This is a genomic window from Micromonospora sp. LOL_021, assembly GCF_048060215.1.
Classification (GTDB): Bacteria; Actinomycetota; Actinomycetes; order Mycobacteriales; family Micromonosporaceae; genus Micromonospora_E.
Map to the genome: position 1 here is coordinate 13198 of NZ_JBHMIN010000046.1, position 14435 is coordinate 27632.

Genomic DNA, 14435 nt, shown 5'->3' on the forward strand with positions numbered 1-14435 from the left:
GTGGCGGCATGCGTACCGTGACCGGGGCGACCGAACGCGTCGTCGTGGTCGGTGCCGGGCTCGGCGGGCTGGCCTGTGCCCTGCACCTGGCCGGTGCCGGCCGGCAGGTCACCCTGCTGGAACGCGAGTCGGTGCCGGGTGGACGGGCCGGGCGGCTGGCGCTCGACGGCTACGAGTTCGACACCGGGCCGACCGTGCTGACCATGCCCGAACTGATCGCCAAGGCGCTCGGCGCGGTCGGCGAGGAGCTCTCCGACTGGTTGGAGCTGATCCCGCTCGAACCGGCCTACCGGGCGTACTATCCGGATGGATCCACTCTGGATGTCGTCACCGACACCGCCCGGATGGCGGCCGAGGTGGCCCGGGTCTGCGGCCCCCGGGAAGCCGACGGCTACCTGCGCTTCGTCGACTACGCGCGGCGGCTGTGGCAGCTGGAACGGGCCGACTTCATCGACCGCAACCTGGACAGCCCGCCGGACCTGCTCACCGGCAACCTGCTGCGGCTGCTGGCCGCCGGGGCGTTCCGGCGCATGCAGACCAAGATCGAGCAGTTCTTCACCGACCCCCGTACCCAGCGGATCTTCTCGTTCCAGGCGATGTACGCCGGGCTGGCGCCCCACGACGCGCTGGCCATCTACACCGTCATCGCCTACCTGGACTCGGTGGCCGGGGTGTCGTTCCCCCGGGGCGGGATGCACGCGGTGCCCCGGGCGCTGGCCGGCGCCGCCGAGAAGCACGGCGTACAGATCCGCTACGACACCACGGTGACCCGGGTGGAAACCGCCGCTGGTCGGGCCCGCGCGGTGCTCACCGCGGACGGTGACCGGATCCCCGCCGACGTCGTGGTGCTCAACCCCGATCTGCCCGTCGCCTACGCCGAGCTGCTGCCGCCGGCCCGTCGCCGCCGGCTGCGCTACTCGCCGTCCTGCGTGGTGCTGCACCTCGGCGCCCGGCAGGGCTACCAGCAGATTGCCCACCACAACATCCACTTCGGCCGGCTGTGGAAGGGCACCTTCGACGAGGTCATCCGCCGGGGCGAGCTGATGAGCGACCCGTCGCTGCTGGTCACCAACCCCAGCCGGACCGACCCGTCGGTGGCCCCGCCCGGCGGGCATACCTACTACGTCCTCGCTCCGGTACCCAACCTGGACAGCGGCCGGCTGGACTGGCGCGGCGACCTGCCGCAGCGGTACGCCGACGAGCTGATCGCCACCCTGGCCGAGCGCGGCTACCGGGGCCTGGCCGACGGAATCGAGGTCCGCGAAATGATCACCCCGGCCGACTGGGCCGACGCCGGAATGGCCGCCGGCACGCCGTTCGCCGCTGCGCACACCCTGTTCCAGACCGGCCCGTTCCGGCCCGGCAACCTGCACCCCACCCTGGAGAACGTGGTCTTCGTCGGCTCCGGCACCCAGCCGGGGGTCGGCGTGCCGATGGTGCTGATCTCCGGCAAGTTGGCCGCCGGTCGGATCACCGGTGCGGGGGGTGCCCGATGACCGGGACGTCTCGGGAAAGCCATCTGGTCGAGTTGGTCGACCCGGCCGGGCGACCGGTCGGATCGGCCACCGTCGCCGCCGCCCACCAGCCGCCGGGCCAGCTGCACCGGGCCTTCTCGGTGATCCTGGTCGACCCGGCCGGCCGGCTGCTGCTGCAACAGCGGGCCGCGGTGAAGACCCGGTTCCCGCTGCGCTGGGCCAACACCTGCTGCGGCCATCCGCTGCCCGGCGAATCGGTGACCGAGGCGGCCAACCGCAGGCTCGGCGAGGAGGTGGGCGTCGCGCCGGTGCCGTTGACCGAGCTCGGTGTGCACACCTACCAGGCCACCGACCCGGTCACCGGCCGGACCGAGTACGAGTACGACCACGTACTGCTGGGGGAGCTCGACCCGGCCACTGCACTGCGCCCCGATCCGGCGGAGATCGCACAGCTGCGCTGGATGCCGCCGGATGAGCTGCGGGCCGGCCTGACCGACGACCCGCACGGCTACGCCCCGTGGCTGGCCGGCGTGGTCGACCAGTTGTTCGCGCCGGGCCGGCGGGACCACGGCGCGGCTGCGGAGCGGCCAGGTGAGCGATGACGCGCTGAGCGCGGGCAGCGTGGCACGCCGGCTCGGCGTGGCGGTGACCACGCTGCGCACCTGGCATCAGCGGTACGGACTCGGCCCGACCCGGCACGTCAAGGGGCACCATCGCCGGTACAGCCGGGAGGATCTGGCCCGGCTGGAGGTGATGCGCCGGCTCACCGCCGAAGGCGTGTCCCCGGCCGAGGCGGCGCGGTGGGCACGCGGCAACGCGGCGTCACCCACCGCTGGGCCGGGTCGGGCCGGCGGCGGGCACACCATCGCGGTCGGCACCGCCGGCCCGGCCGCCCGTGGCCTGGCCCGGGCCGCCGTACGCCTGGACGACCTGGCCATGCGGGAGATCATCGAGCGTGGGCTGCGTACCGACGGGGTGATCGCCACCTGGGACCGGGTGATCCGCCCGGTGCTGGCCGGCGTCGGTGACCGGTACGCGGCCACCGCCGGCTTCATCGAGGTGGAGCATCTGCTGTCCCGGTGCGTCTCCGCCGCGTTCGCCTCGGTGACCGGGCCGGCCCCGCCGGGTGATTCTGCGGACAGCCCGCATGACGGCGGTGGCCCCGGAGCGCTGCTGGCCTGCACCGACGAGGAGCAGCACACCCTGCCGTTGGAGGCGCTGGCTGCCGCACTCGTCGAGGTCGGCGTGGTCGCCCGGTTGCTCGGTGCCCGGGTACCGGCGACCGCGCTGGTCGCCGCCGTCGACCGGACGGGGCCGGCCGCCGTGGTGCTCTGGTCGCACACCCCGGCGACCGCGGATCTCGGGCAGTTGCGCGCGGCCCGATCCGGACGGCACCGTCCGGTGCTGGTCCTGGCGGTCGGACCGGGCTGGCCGGTCACCGAGCTGCCTGACGGGGTACGGCACTGCGCCGACCTGACCGCTGCGGTTACGCTCTGCCGGTCCGCCGACCGTGCCGTCGCCCGGCGGCTCGCCCTCTAGCTAGCCGCTGCCGCCACTCAATCCGCAGCCACGACTAGCCAGAACGGCCCTGACGACGGGCATTGGTCAGGCACCTGGGCACCGGCCGGCGGCCGCTCGGCGGCACCGCCACGGAGCGTCAGCTCGTCACCGGCCCTGATAGAGGCCGGCTCGCTGCCGGGCACTGGAAAGATCGGCGTGTAGGTCGTGCCGGAGCTGGCGTCCTCGACGGCCAGACAGCCATCGACCACCACGGCGCTCCCCTTCAGTAGCGCGCTGTCGCCGGCACCAGGCTCCTCAGGCTCGTACTGCGCGAACCGTGGGGTGTCGGCGGGCTGCTTCGCTGATTGGGAACAGCCGGCCATTGCCAATGCGACCGCCCCCACGACGGAAATTTTCCTCAGAACGAAGAGTCGCATTCGACATCCGCCTCTTAGTAGATAGAAGTACCTGCCGGGATACGGTAGATCTTCGAGTATACGCTGTAGCTGGACCCGCCGCCCTTGTGAATTCCGATGGGACGGTTTCCGTTGACCCAAGGTCCCCCGCTGTCGCCAGCGGCCGTTCCCGTGCCAACGCGCACGAATACCGCGTTGCAGGTCCCACCGGGGCAGGCACCGGACCACGTCGGCTGATACGCGATCGAGGTGATGGTGCCGCATCCCCAGCCGACCGCCTTGCCCCGGTGACAGGCGGTGATGCCCTCCGGCACATCGGCCGGGAATCCGACAGACGTGGCACTCGACGAGGACGATCCGAAAAATGTGCTGGAGATGTAGTTGTCCGACGGGATGCTGAAGAAAGCGATGTCCGAGTTGGTGTTGTAGGCCTGGATGCGCTTCGTGCCGGTCACCCAGCTGCCGGTACCTGCGGTATTGCTGTACGTAACTTGCGACGATCCGCAGTGCCCCGCAGTGAAGTATCCCTTGTACGACCCGTAGGTGGCAGAGAAACCGGCCGTGCACCCACCCAGGGCCACGCCACCCCGCACCAGGATCGCGGTGTCGCCGGCCGGCTCTACCCTCGTGACCTCTATCTTCGCAAACCCGGTGGCCCGCTGGAGGGCCGCGACGTCCGCCTTCGCGGCGGTGTCGGTCGTGTCGACGACGAGCGCCCCATCCGCAGTGCGTACATAAAGTCCTTGAACTCCGGGAGAAACCGCTCGAACGGATTCCGCGACCTCGTCGGTGACGACGAGTCGCCGACTCGCGATCGTCGGCTCGTCGACAACGGTGACACTCGTCGAACCGGACAGGCTGAGACCGCCGAGGGCGGCGGCGATATCCTTTCGTGCCGTCCGAACCTTCAGTTCCTGTGCGCCGTCGTGTTGCTCGACCCATACGTCGGCGTCGACACCCAATTCGATCCCGAGGTTGGAGATGGCGTCAACGATTTCCATCTGATCGTTTATGGCGAGGGCCGCCTTGTCGATCGGGATCCCGTTTTCCGCCGCGTAGACGCGGGCAGCCTCGACCGACGGGTCATCGGATGCGGCTACGGGTTGTAAAGGTGTGACGGAGAGAGCAAATAAAACGATTAGCGAAAGGGGACTCGCTACGGGTGCTGTCCAACGACGCCCTTCTCCTCCAAAGGTGCGTGTCCCAGGGTGAAATGAAAATATCAGTTAGCACACGTCGCAAGCAAGGACATTCGTCGATGCCGCGTTCTGTGTTCAGGAAAGTGCTGTTTTGAGCGGAAACGAGCGATACCGTCGTTAAGGCCCTGGTCGGCCGGGGTGCTGTATCTGCTGGCGGGATTCCGCAGAATCGGGGGTCCGCCCGGCCGCGCACGGGTCGGGGGCCAGTCGAAGACCTGGCTCCACCCGACTTTGGCGCGGCGGGGGTTGCTGTCGATAGCGAGGTACCAGTGGTCGTCGTAGGGCACCACCAAGACCAGGGGCGAGTGGTCGTATTAGCCGCCTTGGTACTGGTACCCGTCTTCGTCGCCCCGCACCTCGATCTCGAACACGGCGCTGCCAGCCAACGCGCCGAGGTTCCAGTGGGTGTGGCCACACGATGTGTGTGGACTGCAGTATCGAGCAGGGGCGCGGTCCGCCCGGCGTAGGTGTGCGGGGCGCGGGCGCGGATCGCGGCGAGCGCGGCCTCGGTCGCCGGGCTGCGCCCACCGGCGCGGCCTTCCCGGGCCGGCCATGGCCCGCCGTAGTCGGATCGGTGAACCGGTGCCTCTGCGAGTGATGCGCAGCAGTTGCTGACCCTTCCCGGTTGCTCGGTAGCCGTACGCGTACGGGTTCTGCCACCGCGACAGCCTGGCCGCCACGACGCCGCAAGCGCGGCAGGCCGACGGCGTGTCAACCAACACCGTGAACGTTCGTGGTCAAGGCAATGGGCTAGCTTCTTGCCACCCGCCTCCTAGGGCGTGTATCAAAGTCGGCTGCGGGCGGGTGACGAACTTCGGGCGTGTCGCTGCCCGGTAAACAGCGAGGTCTCCGGTAGATGGCTTATCGACCAAGATGACCCATCAACACGGAGACCTCGTGACCAGCGTAGCGGTGACGAGGCGGCACGACCTGACCGACGCTCAGTGGGCAGTCCTGGAGCCACTCCTGCCCACCGCGCGGAGGCCGGGCCGACCGCCCGCATCAACGAAACGGCAGCTCATCGACGCGATCCGGTGGCGCACACGGGCCGGCGCCCCGTGGCGGGACATCCCCGACCACTACGGCTCCTGGGCGGCGGCGTACGCCCTGTTCCGCCGGTGGCAGCGCGACGGCACCTGGGCCAGGATCCTGACCGCGTTGCAGGCCCTGGCCGACGCGGCGGGACGCATCGTCTGGGACGTGTCCGTGGACTCCACGATCACCCGCGCGCACCAGCACGCCGCCGGAGCGCGTAAAAGGGGGATCCGCAGGCCGAACCACCCGGCGGTACCGGGTCGGAACCCGACGACCACGCGTTGGGGCGTTCCCGTGGCGGACGGACCACGAAACTACACCTGGGCTGCGAGCAGGGCCAGAAACCGCTGTCGATCGTGCTGACCGGCGGGCAGCGTGGCGACAGCCCGCAGTTCACGACGGTCCTCGACCGAATCCGGGTGCCCCGGCTGAAGTCCGGTCGGCCCCGGACCCGACCCGACCGGGTCCTGGCAGACAAGGCGTACACCTCGAAGGCGAACCGCGCCTACCTGCGCCGACGGGGTATCGCCGCGACGATCCCGTCCAAGGCCGACCAGGACGCCAACCGGCGCAGACTGGGTCGAGGGGCGGCAGGCCACCGGCCTTCGACCCCGAGATCTACCAGCAACGCCACGCGGTCGAGTGCGGCATCAACCGGCTCAAGCGCAACCGTGCCGTCGCGACCCGCTACGACAAACTCGCCGACCGGTACGAGGCAACCGTGCAGGTCGCAGCGATCAACGAGTGGCTGTGACCGACTTTGATACACGCCCTAGCACCTCCAACACGCTTCGTGGCCTAATTCGGCACGCCCTGTCAGCGTCGACGATCCATGTCGCTGGTGTCCGATGTGCGGGGTCGAGTTGTGCGGATTGATCGACTAACGTGTGCTTCGCTCGATCTCCGTCCACCCCCTCGCCCGGAGTCGACATGTCGAAACGCACCGTGTCGAAACGTGCCATGGTCGCGGCAGGCCTGGCGGTGTTCGCGCTGCTGGTCGGCAGCGAAAGCATCGCCGCGCTGCGTGGTGCCCGGCAGGCGCCGACCCAGGTGCCGGCCACCGCCGCTCTCGGTGCCGCGCCGGAGCGCGCTGCTCCCACCCCCGAGCCGGTGCCCTCACCCGCCACCCGTGACCCGGTGCCGACGCCGACGGGCGACCCCGCCGACCAGCGACCCTCGGCCACCGTGACCGGCGGTACACCCGGGGCGTCCGCCCGGCCCGCCGTCGACGAGAGCCTGCTGCAACGCCGTACCGGTGGTCGGCAGGTGGCGTTGACCTTCGACGACGGGCCACATCCGAAGTGGACGCCGCTGATCCTCGACGAACTGCGGGCGGCCGGGGCGCGGGCCACGTTCTGTGTCGTTGGCGCCCAGGTGCGGCGGTATCCGGCGCTGGTCGTGAGGATGGTCCGGGAGGGGCACACCCTGTGCAACCACACCTGGAGCCACGAGCTCGACCTCGGCTCGCAGTCGGCCGACGAGATCCGGGCCAACCTGCTGCGGACCAACAAGGAGATCCACAAGGTGGTGCCCGGCGTGCCGATCGAGCTCTTCCGGCACCCTGGCGGGCTGTGGACGCCGAAGGTGGTCACCGTGGTCGAGGAGCTGGGGATGGTCCCGCTGGACTGGGACGTCGACCCGCAGGACTGGCGCAAGCCCACCAAGGAGAAGCTGGTGTCGCAGGTCACCGCCGAGGTTCGGCTCGGGTCGATCATCCTGCTGCACGACGGCGGTGGTGACCGGTCGGCCACCGTCGCCGCGCTCCCGGCCGTGGTCCACGAGCTGAGGCAGCGGTACGGCATCACCCTGCTCGGTGCTAGCCTTTCCCCCTGATCCGTCCGGTTCGCCGATCTGGTTTGGTCCGGGGCATACTCGTCACGTATGCTTTCGCAAGCTTCCGGCGGGGCCGGATGGGAGCACTACCGTCGGAGTCGCGATGTGCGATGATGACGGGGCCGCCCTCATCGTCTAGCGGCCCAGGACGCCGCCCTTTCAAGGCGGTAGCACGGGTTCGAATCCCGTTGGGGGCACCACCGGCCGACCGACCGGCCGGAGCAACACCGAGGTCCTGTGGAGCAGTCGGAGTGCTCGCCGCCCTGTCAAGGCGGAGGTCGCGGGTTCAAGTCCCGTCAGGACCGCGCAACGCCGATCGCCGTGCGTTTCCCACGCGCGGCGTTTCGTTTTCGGGGCCGACCCGACCGGTCCGGTGTTCTCACCGGCAGGCGGGTATGATGTCCCGGACACCCGGCCAGGTAGCTCAGTTGGTACGAGCGTCCGACTGAAAATCGGAAGGTCGGCGGTTCGACCCCGCCCCTGGCCACAAAGCCTCTCGCCGGGCTTCAGCAGCGCCCAATCGCCTCCTGCGGTTGGGCGCTTCGCTGTGGGACGACGCGTAACGGATCACGCCCACGGTGGTGCTCGCTCTTGACATTCCGCGACGGGCCGTGAGACTGCCGGCATGGCCGAACACGACGGCACCGGGCCCGCTGCGGTGCCCGCGCCCGCCGACCCGCCACCCCGGCGGGTGCGGATCGTGCTGGGCGAGGTCGGCCGGCGCGGGCACGCCGACCGGCTGCGTACCGACCTGGCCGAGCAGACCCAGGTCGGCGAGGCACTCGTACGCGGCCTGGTCCGGGCACAGTTGGCATTGGCGATGCGGCTGGCGGTGGTGGTCGTGGTCGGCCTCGGGTCGCTGCCGATGCTGTTCGCGATCGCCCCCGGCGTCGCCGAGATCAAGATCGTCGGCGTCAACCTGCCGTGGCTGCTGCTCGGGGTGGCCGCGTTCCCGTTCCTGGTGGCGGTCGGCCTGACCTACGTCCACCTCGCCGAACGCAACGAACAGGACTTCGTCGCACTGGTCCGCCGGCCGGAACGCTGAGCGGCGCCGATGACCAACCCGTACGTGATCCCTGCGCTGGTCGTGGTCACCCTGGTGACCGTCGCGATCGGCTTCTACGGGCTGAAGCTGGCCCGGACCACGTCCGACTTCCTGGTCGCCTCGCGCACCGTCAGCCCGTCCTGGAACGCGGCGGCGATCAGCGGCGAATACCTGTCCGCCGCGTCGTTCCTCGGCATCGCCGGCCTGATCCTCAAGTACGGCGTCGACGTGCTCTGGTACCCGGTCGGCTTCGCCGCCGGCTACCTGGCCCTGCTGCTGTTCGTCGCGGCCCCGCTGCGCCGGTCCGGGGCGTTCACCCTGCCGGACTTCTGCGAGATCCGGCTCAGCTCCCGGCGACTGCGCCGGCTCGCCACCGTCTTCGTGATCTTCATCGGCTGGTTCTACCTGCTGCCCCAGCTGCAGGGCGCCGGGCTGACCCTGGCCACGGTCACCGGCGCGCCGTACCCACTCGGGGCGCTGCTGGTCGGCGGGGTGGTCACCGCCAACGTGGCGCTCGGCGGCATGCGGGCGGTCACCTTCGTGCAGGCGTTCCAGTACTGGCTCAAGCTGACCGCGCTCGCCGTACCGGCGGTCTTCCTGGCCATGCAGTGGCAGTCCGACGGACGGCCGCCGGTCAGCCCACCGGACGGGCTGACCTTCACCCAGGCGACCACCGTGGTGGTCGAGCGGTCCGCGACGCTCAACTACGCCGACGGACGGACCGAGCAGGTCACCCCCGGCACCGAGCTGACCTTCGCCGCCGGGGACCGGGTCCCCGAGGTGTCCGGGGCCGAAGCCGACCGGGGAGCCGCCTGGCTGCTGCCCGGTGACCCGGACCGGGGCGACCAGGGGCTGTTCGCCACCTACTCGCTGATCCTGGCTACCTTCCTCGGCACGATGGGGCTGCCGCACGTACTCGTGCGGTTCTACACCAACCCCGACGGTGCCGCCGCCCGCCGGACCACCCTGGTGGTGCTCGCGCTGGTCGGCCTGTTCTATCTCTTCCCCACCCTGTACGGGGTGCTCGGCCGGGTGTACACGCCGCAACTGCTGATGACCGGACGCTCGGACGCGGTCGTGGTGCTGCTGCCGGAGGCGGCGCTCGGCGGCGGACTGCTCGGTCAACTGCTCGCCGCGCTGGTTGCCGCCGGGGCGTTCGCCGCCTTCCTGTCCACCTCGTCCGGTCTGCTGACCAGCGTCGCCGGGGCGGTCTCGACCGACGTGCTGCGGCGCAACTCGGTACGCGGGTTCCGGCTGGCGACCCTGGTCGCCGGCGCGGTGCCGATGGTCCTCGCGCTGAACGTCTCCGGGCTGGATGTCTCGCAGGTCGTCGGGCTGGCGTTCGCGGTCGCCGCGTCGAGCTTCTGTCCACTGCTGGTGCTCGGCATCTGGTGGCGGGGCCTGACCGACGCCGGTGCCGCCGCCGGCATCGTCACCGGTGGCGGCGCCGCCGTCGGCGCGGTGCTGTGGACCGTGCTGGGTCCGCCACTGACCGGCTGGCCGGCGGTGCTGGTCGCCCAGCCGGCGGCTTGGACGGTGCCGCTGGCGTTCGCCGTGATGATGCTGGTGTCGGTGGTCACCCGGCGGCGGCTGCCGGGCCAGGTGAACGCCCTCATGCTGCGACTGCACGCGCCGGAGAGCCTGCGCCCGTGAGATGCCTTCGGCTGCCGTGACGGACTCGCGGCGAGGTTGGTCGGATCGGTGTCGCCGTCGTGCCCGGGTATGAGAGCCGGATCGTCCCTCAGCGGGAGCGTATCCGAGGTCCCGCTGGTTACCGTCGGACCATGACAGATGCTGCCCAGCCCGGCGGGCAGGCGCTCGTCCTGCGTGGCCTGGCCAAACGATTCGACGACAAGGTCGCGGTAGCCGGGGTCGAGCTGGACGTCCCGGTCGGCTCCTTCTACGGACTGCTCGGCCCGAACGGTGCCGGCAAGACCACCACGCTGTCGATGGCGGTCGGGTTGCTACGGCCGGACGCCGGTCACGCCCACGTCCTCGGCCACGATGTCTGGGCCGACCCGGTGCGGGCGAAGCAACTGCTCGGCGTACTGCCGGACGGGGTGCGGCTGTTCGACCGGCTCACCGGTGCCGAGCTGCTCGCGTACCACGGTCTGCTGCGCGGGATGGACCCGGCGGTGGTCGACCAGCGGGCCGGCGAACTGCTCGACGTGCTGGCGCTCGACGACGCCGGACGCACCCTGGTGGTCGACTATTCGGCGGGCATGAAGAAGAAGATCGGGCTGGCCTGTGCGCTGCTGCACGGACCCCGGCTGCTGGTGCTCGACGAGCCGTTCGAGGCGGTCGACCCGGTCTCCGCCGCGCTGATCCGCGACATCCTGCAGCGGTACGTCGTCGGCGGCGGCACGGTGATCTTCTCCAGCCACGTGATGGCTGTGGTCGAGCGGCTCTGCAGCCACGTGGCGATCCTCGCCGACGGAGTCATCAAGAAGGTCGGCACGTTGGACGAGGTCCGGGCCGGGCGGTCACTGGAAGAGGTCTTCGTCGACGTCGTCGGTGGTCGCACGGCCACCGGCGAGGAACTGGCATGGCTGTGACCGGGCTGACCGCCGACGTGCCCGCCACCGACGTGCCCGCCGTCGCCGGCCGTCGCCCGGTACGGGCCCGTCACTTCGTCCGCCTCAAGCTACGGGTGATGGGCAACAACCTGCGGGGCCAAGGCTGGCGGATCGCGTTGTTCATCGGCGGGATCATCGCCGGGCTGTGGTTCGCCGGCAACGGCTTCCTGATCCTCGCCGCGCCGGGGTTCGTCGACAGCGAACAGGGCATGTTGCTGGCCGCCGGGTTCGGCGGAACCCTGCTGGTGCTCGGCTGGCTGCTGCTGCCACTGGCCTTCTTCGGGGTGGACGAGACACTCGACCCGGCCCGGTTCGCGCTGCTGCCGCTGCGCCGACGGACCATGGTCACCGGGCTACTGGTCACCGGACTGATCGGCGTACCGTCGATCGCCACCGGCCTGGCCACCCTGGGCCTGGTGCTCAGCGCGGCGCTGCTCGGCGGCTCGCTGGCCGGCGCGGTCCAACTGCTCGGGGTCGCCGCCGGTCTGCTGCTCTGCGTCCTGGGCAGCCGGGCGATCACCAGCGCGTTCGCCGGCATGCTGCGGTCACGCCGGGTGCGTGACCTGGCCGCCGTGCTGCTCGCTGTGCTGGCCGCCCTGCTCGGTCCACTGCAACTGCTGGTCATCGGTGGGCTGGGCAACGCCGACTGGGACCGGCTGGCCGAGGTGGCGGGGATCCTCGGCTGGACCCCGCTGGCCGCCCCGTACACGATGGGTGTCGACGTGGTCGACGGGCGGCTCTGGGCGGTACCGGTGAAATTGGCGGTCACCGCCGCGGCGCTGGCCGGCCTGTACCGGTGGTGGTCGAGGTCGCTGGAGTCGGCGATGGTCGGCACCGCGAGCAGCGGCCCGGCCAGGGCGGTAACCGCTCCGGCCGGTACCCCGGTGAGCCAGCTGTTTCCCCGGCTGCTCACCCGGACCCCCCGCGACCGGTACGGCGCACTGGTCGCCCGGGAGGTGCGCTACTGGTGGCGGGACATGCGGCGGCGGGCCAACCTGATCACCGTCGCCGTGGTCGGGGTGTTCATCCCGGCGCTGATCAACGTCGGCGGTTTCAGCGCCTTCACCTACGACCCGGACGGTGCGCTGGACGCCGGACTGACCGCGTCGGCGACCAGCGTCAGCATCTCGATGCTCTTCGTCGGGGCGCTCGCCGCCGTGACCCTGGCCAACCAGTTCGGATTCGACGGCAGCGCGTACGCGGCGAACGTGATCGCCGGCGTGCCGGGCCGGCTGGAGCTACGTGCCCGGGTGGTCGGGTTCTCGGTGTACATCGTGCCGCTGCTGGTAGTGATCTCGGCCGGTCTCGGGTTGTTCCTGCGGGAACCGGGCTGGATCCCGGTCGCCGCCGGGACGCTGTTCGCCGCCTACGGTGCCGGGTTGGCGGTCAACCTGATCGTCTCGGTGGTCGGTGCCTACTCACTGCCGGAGACGTCGAACCCGTTCGCGCTGAACAGCGGTGCCGGCGTGGCGAAGAGCATGCTGGCGCTGGTGTCGATGGCCGCCTCAGCGGCGGCTGCGGTCCCGATGGTGCTGGCCACCGCGTTCCTCGGCGAGGTCTGGTACTGGCTGGCCCTGCCGGTCGGCGTCGGATACGGCCTGGGCGCGGTGGCGCTCGGCCTGTACATCACCGGTGACCTGCTGGACCGACGGATGCCGGAGCTGCTCGCCACGGTGACCCCGCGCCGGTGACTCCCGACTGGGTCACAATGTTTCACGTGAATCATCCCGAGCCCGGTGCCGAGATCCACTACCGCGACCCGTTCGCCACGGCGAGTGCGGACCGTTCGCCCGCGCGGCGGCTGCGTGGCCGGCTGGCCGCGCCGGTGACGCTGTGGACGGCCGGTGGTGGGTCGGCTTCGCTTGCCGGACTGACCGTGTCGTCGACCGTGCTGGCCGATGGCGACCCGCCGCGACTGCTCGGGCTGCTCGACGAGGAGTCGCAGCTGTGGGAGGTGCTCCGCGAGTCGGGCAGGTTCGTGATGGTTCCGCTGGGTCCGGCGCATCGACAGCTCGCGGACCGGTTCGCCGGGCTGATGCCGGCCCCGGGCGGACCGTTCAAGGCAGCGGAGTGGCAGGCCACCGGGTACGGCCCGGTCCTGGCGGGGGCCAGCGGGTGGGCGGGCTGCCGGCTCGACGACGCCCGACCGTACGGGTGGGCGATGCTGGTGGAGGCGACCGTTGAGACGGTCACGGTCAGCGACGAAGGCGACGTCGGACCGTTGATCCACTACCGCGGCCGGTACCGGGAACTCGGCGAGCCGCGCGGCCGGTAGCGCGCCACCTGGGCCGACCTGGGTGGCAACCGCAGCCCGGCCGGGGCACTACCACTAGGCTCGGGGGCATGCTGCCTGTTCCCCGATTCGGCGACGGCCATCGAGTGCTTGTCACCGGAGGTGCCGGTTTCGTCGGAAGCCACCTCGTCGACCGGTTGGTCGCGCGTGGTTGCGCGGTGGTGGCGGTAGACAACTTCGTCACCGGCTCCAAGGAGAACGTCGCCCACCTCACCGACGAACCCCGGTTCACCCTCGTCGAGGCGGACATCTCGGACGGGTTGCCGGATCATCACCCGGCGGTGCGTCAGCGGTTCGACGCGATCATGCATCTCGCCTCGCCAGCCAGCCCGACGGACTTCGCCACCTTGCCGATCGAGATCCTCCGGGTCGGCTCCCTCGCCACGTTGCATCTGCTGGACCGGGCGGTCGCCGACCGGGCCCGGTTCATCATGGCGTCGACCTCCGAGGCGTACGGCGACCCGTTGGTGCACCCGCAACCGGAGACCTACTGGGGCAACGTCAACCCGATCGGGGTGCGCAGCGTCTACGACGAGGCCAAGCGGTTCGCCGAATCGGCGACGATGGCGTACCACCGGTACCGCGGACTGGACGCCGGCATCGTGCGGATCTTCAACACGTACGGGCCCCGGATGCGGCCGGACGACGGCCGGGCCATCCCCACCTTCATCAGCCAGGCGCTGCGCGGCGAGCCGATCACCGTGCACGGCACCGGCACGCAGACCAGGTCGATCTGCTACGTGGCGGACCTGGTGACCGGGATCGTCGCGCTGCTCGACTCCACCGAGACCGGGCCGATCAACTGCGGCACCGAGCATGAGCTGACCATGCGGGAGCTGGCCGAGCAGATCGTCCAACTGGTGGGCAGCTCGTCGACGATCAACCTGGTCGCCCGATCCTCGGACGACCCGGAGATGCGCCGTCCTGACCTGACCCTGGCCCGCACCAGGCTCGGCTACCAGCCGACGGTGGATCCGCAGGACGGGCTGCGCCGCACCATCGCCTACTTCCGCCAGCGACTCGGCTGATCGGCGGCGACCCGGCTGATCGGCGACATCGGCCC

11 protein-coding genes, 3 tRNA genes and 2 pseudogenes are annotated in these 14435 nt (G+C 70.6%); 14 read left to right on the forward strand and 2 right to left on the reverse strand.

Features of this window, described 5'->3' with window-relative positions; all coding sequences use genetic code 11:
* Positions 1 to 8 precede the first annotated feature (8 nt).
* The 3 genes from crtI to ACFHWT_RS24275 are packed head-to-tail and all read left to right on the forward strand — an operon-like array spanning position 9 to position 3014.
* Complete coding sequence (gene crtI, locus ACFHWT_RS24265) at positions 9 to 1496, forward strand: phytoene desaturase family protein (protein ID WP_416597000.1); 1488 nt, start codon at positions 9 to 11, stop codon at positions 1494 to 1496.
* On the forward strand, positions 1493 to 2077 hold the full coding sequence (idi, locus tag ACFHWT_RS24270) for an isopentenyl-diphosphate Delta-isomerase (protein ID WP_416597001.1): 585 nt from the start codon (positions 1493 to 1495) through the stop codon (positions 2075 to 2077). The genes crtI and idi overlap by 4 nt, the downstream gene beginning before the upstream one ends.
* Positions 2067 to 3014, forward strand: coding sequence for a MerR family transcriptional regulator (locus ACFHWT_RS24275; protein WP_416597002.1), 948 nt, complete (start codon positions 2067 to 2069; stop codon positions 3012 to 3014). The genes idi and ACFHWT_RS24275 overlap by 11 nt, the downstream gene beginning before the upstream one ends.
* A gap of 17 nt (positions 3015 to 3031) precedes the next feature.
* Here ACFHWT_RS24275 and ACFHWT_RS24280 read toward each other — a convergent pair whose 3' ends face one another.
* Both ACFHWT_RS24280 and ACFHWT_RS24285 read right to left on the reverse strand, forming a co-directional pair.
* Positions 3032 to 3412, reverse strand: a complete 381-nt coding sequence (locus ACFHWT_RS24280; RefSeq protein ID WP_416597003.1) for a hypothetical protein — start codon at positions 3410 to 3412, stop codon at positions 3032 to 3034.
* Positions 3413 to 3426: 14 nt separating this feature from the next.
* A complete protein-coding gene (locus tag ACFHWT_RS24285; RefSeq protein WP_416597005.1) occupies positions 3427 to 4392 on the reverse strand; it encodes a trypsin-like serine protease in 966 nt (321 codons plus the stop codon).
* Positions 4393 to 5463: 1071 nt separating this feature from the next.
* Here ACFHWT_RS24285 and ACFHWT_RS24290 point away from each other — a divergent pair.
* The 11 genes and pseudogenes from ACFHWT_RS24290 (at position 5464) to ACFHWT_RS24340 (ending at position 14400) form a co-directional block, all read left to right on the forward strand.
* A pseudogene (locus tag ACFHWT_RS24290) lies at positions 5464 to 6379 on the forward strand (IS5 family transposase).
* A gap of 176 nt (positions 6380 to 6555) precedes the next feature.
* The gene (locus ACFHWT_RS24295) at positions 6556 to 7458 is read left to right on the forward strand and encodes a polysaccharide deacetylase family protein (protein WP_416597006.1); all 903 of its coding nucleotides are present in this window, start codon (positions 6556 to 6558) and stop codon (positions 7456 to 7458) included.
* A gap of 124 nt (positions 7459 to 7582) precedes the next feature.
* Positions 7583 to 7658, forward strand: a tRNA-Glu gene (locus ACFHWT_RS24300).
* A gap of 31 nt (positions 7659 to 7689) precedes the next feature.
* Positions 7690 to 7763, forward strand: a tRNA-Asp gene (locus ACFHWT_RS24305).
* Between the two features lie 108 nt (positions 7764 to 7871).
* Positions 7872 to 7945: transfer RNA gene (locus ACFHWT_RS24310), tRNA-Phe, on the forward strand.
* Between the two features lie 171 nt (positions 7946 to 8116).
* On the forward strand, positions 8117 to 8503 hold the full coding sequence (locus ACFHWT_RS24315; protein ID WP_416597036.1) for a hypothetical protein: 387 nt from the start codon (positions 8117 to 8119) through the stop codon (positions 8501 to 8503).
* A 9-nt stretch (positions 8504 to 8512) separates the two neighbouring features.
* Positions 8513 to 10156 carry a cation acetate symporter gene (locus ACFHWT_RS24320; protein WP_416597007.1) on the forward strand — a complete coding sequence of 548 codons (1644 nt, stop codon included), beginning with the start codon at positions 8513 to 8515 and terminating at the stop codon, positions 10154 to 10156.
* A 131-nt stretch (positions 10157 to 10287) separates the two neighbouring features.
* A complete protein-coding gene (locus ACFHWT_RS24325; protein ID WP_282233132.1) occupies positions 10288 to 11058 on the forward strand; it encodes an ABC transporter ATP-binding protein in 771 nt (256 codons plus the stop codon).
* A complete protein-coding gene (locus tag ACFHWT_RS24330) occupies positions 11049 to 12770 on the forward strand; it encodes an ABC transporter permease (protein ID WP_416597008.1) in 1722 nt (573 codons plus the stop codon). Before ACFHWT_RS24325 ends, ACFHWT_RS24330 begins: the two co-directional genes overlap by 10 nt.
* Before the next feature lie 17 nt (positions 12771 to 12787).
* Positions 12788 to 13354: pseudogene (locus ACFHWT_RS24335) on the forward strand (flavin reductase family protein); the annotation flags it as partial.
* Positions 13355 to 13422: 68 nt separating this feature from the next.
* Positions 13423 to 14400: an NAD-dependent epimerase/dehydratase family protein gene (locus ACFHWT_RS24340; protein ID WP_416597009.1), complete on the forward strand. Its 978-nt coding sequence runs from the start codon at positions 13423 to 13425 to the stop codon at positions 14398 to 14400.
* Positions 14401 to 14435 lie beyond the last annotated feature (35 nt).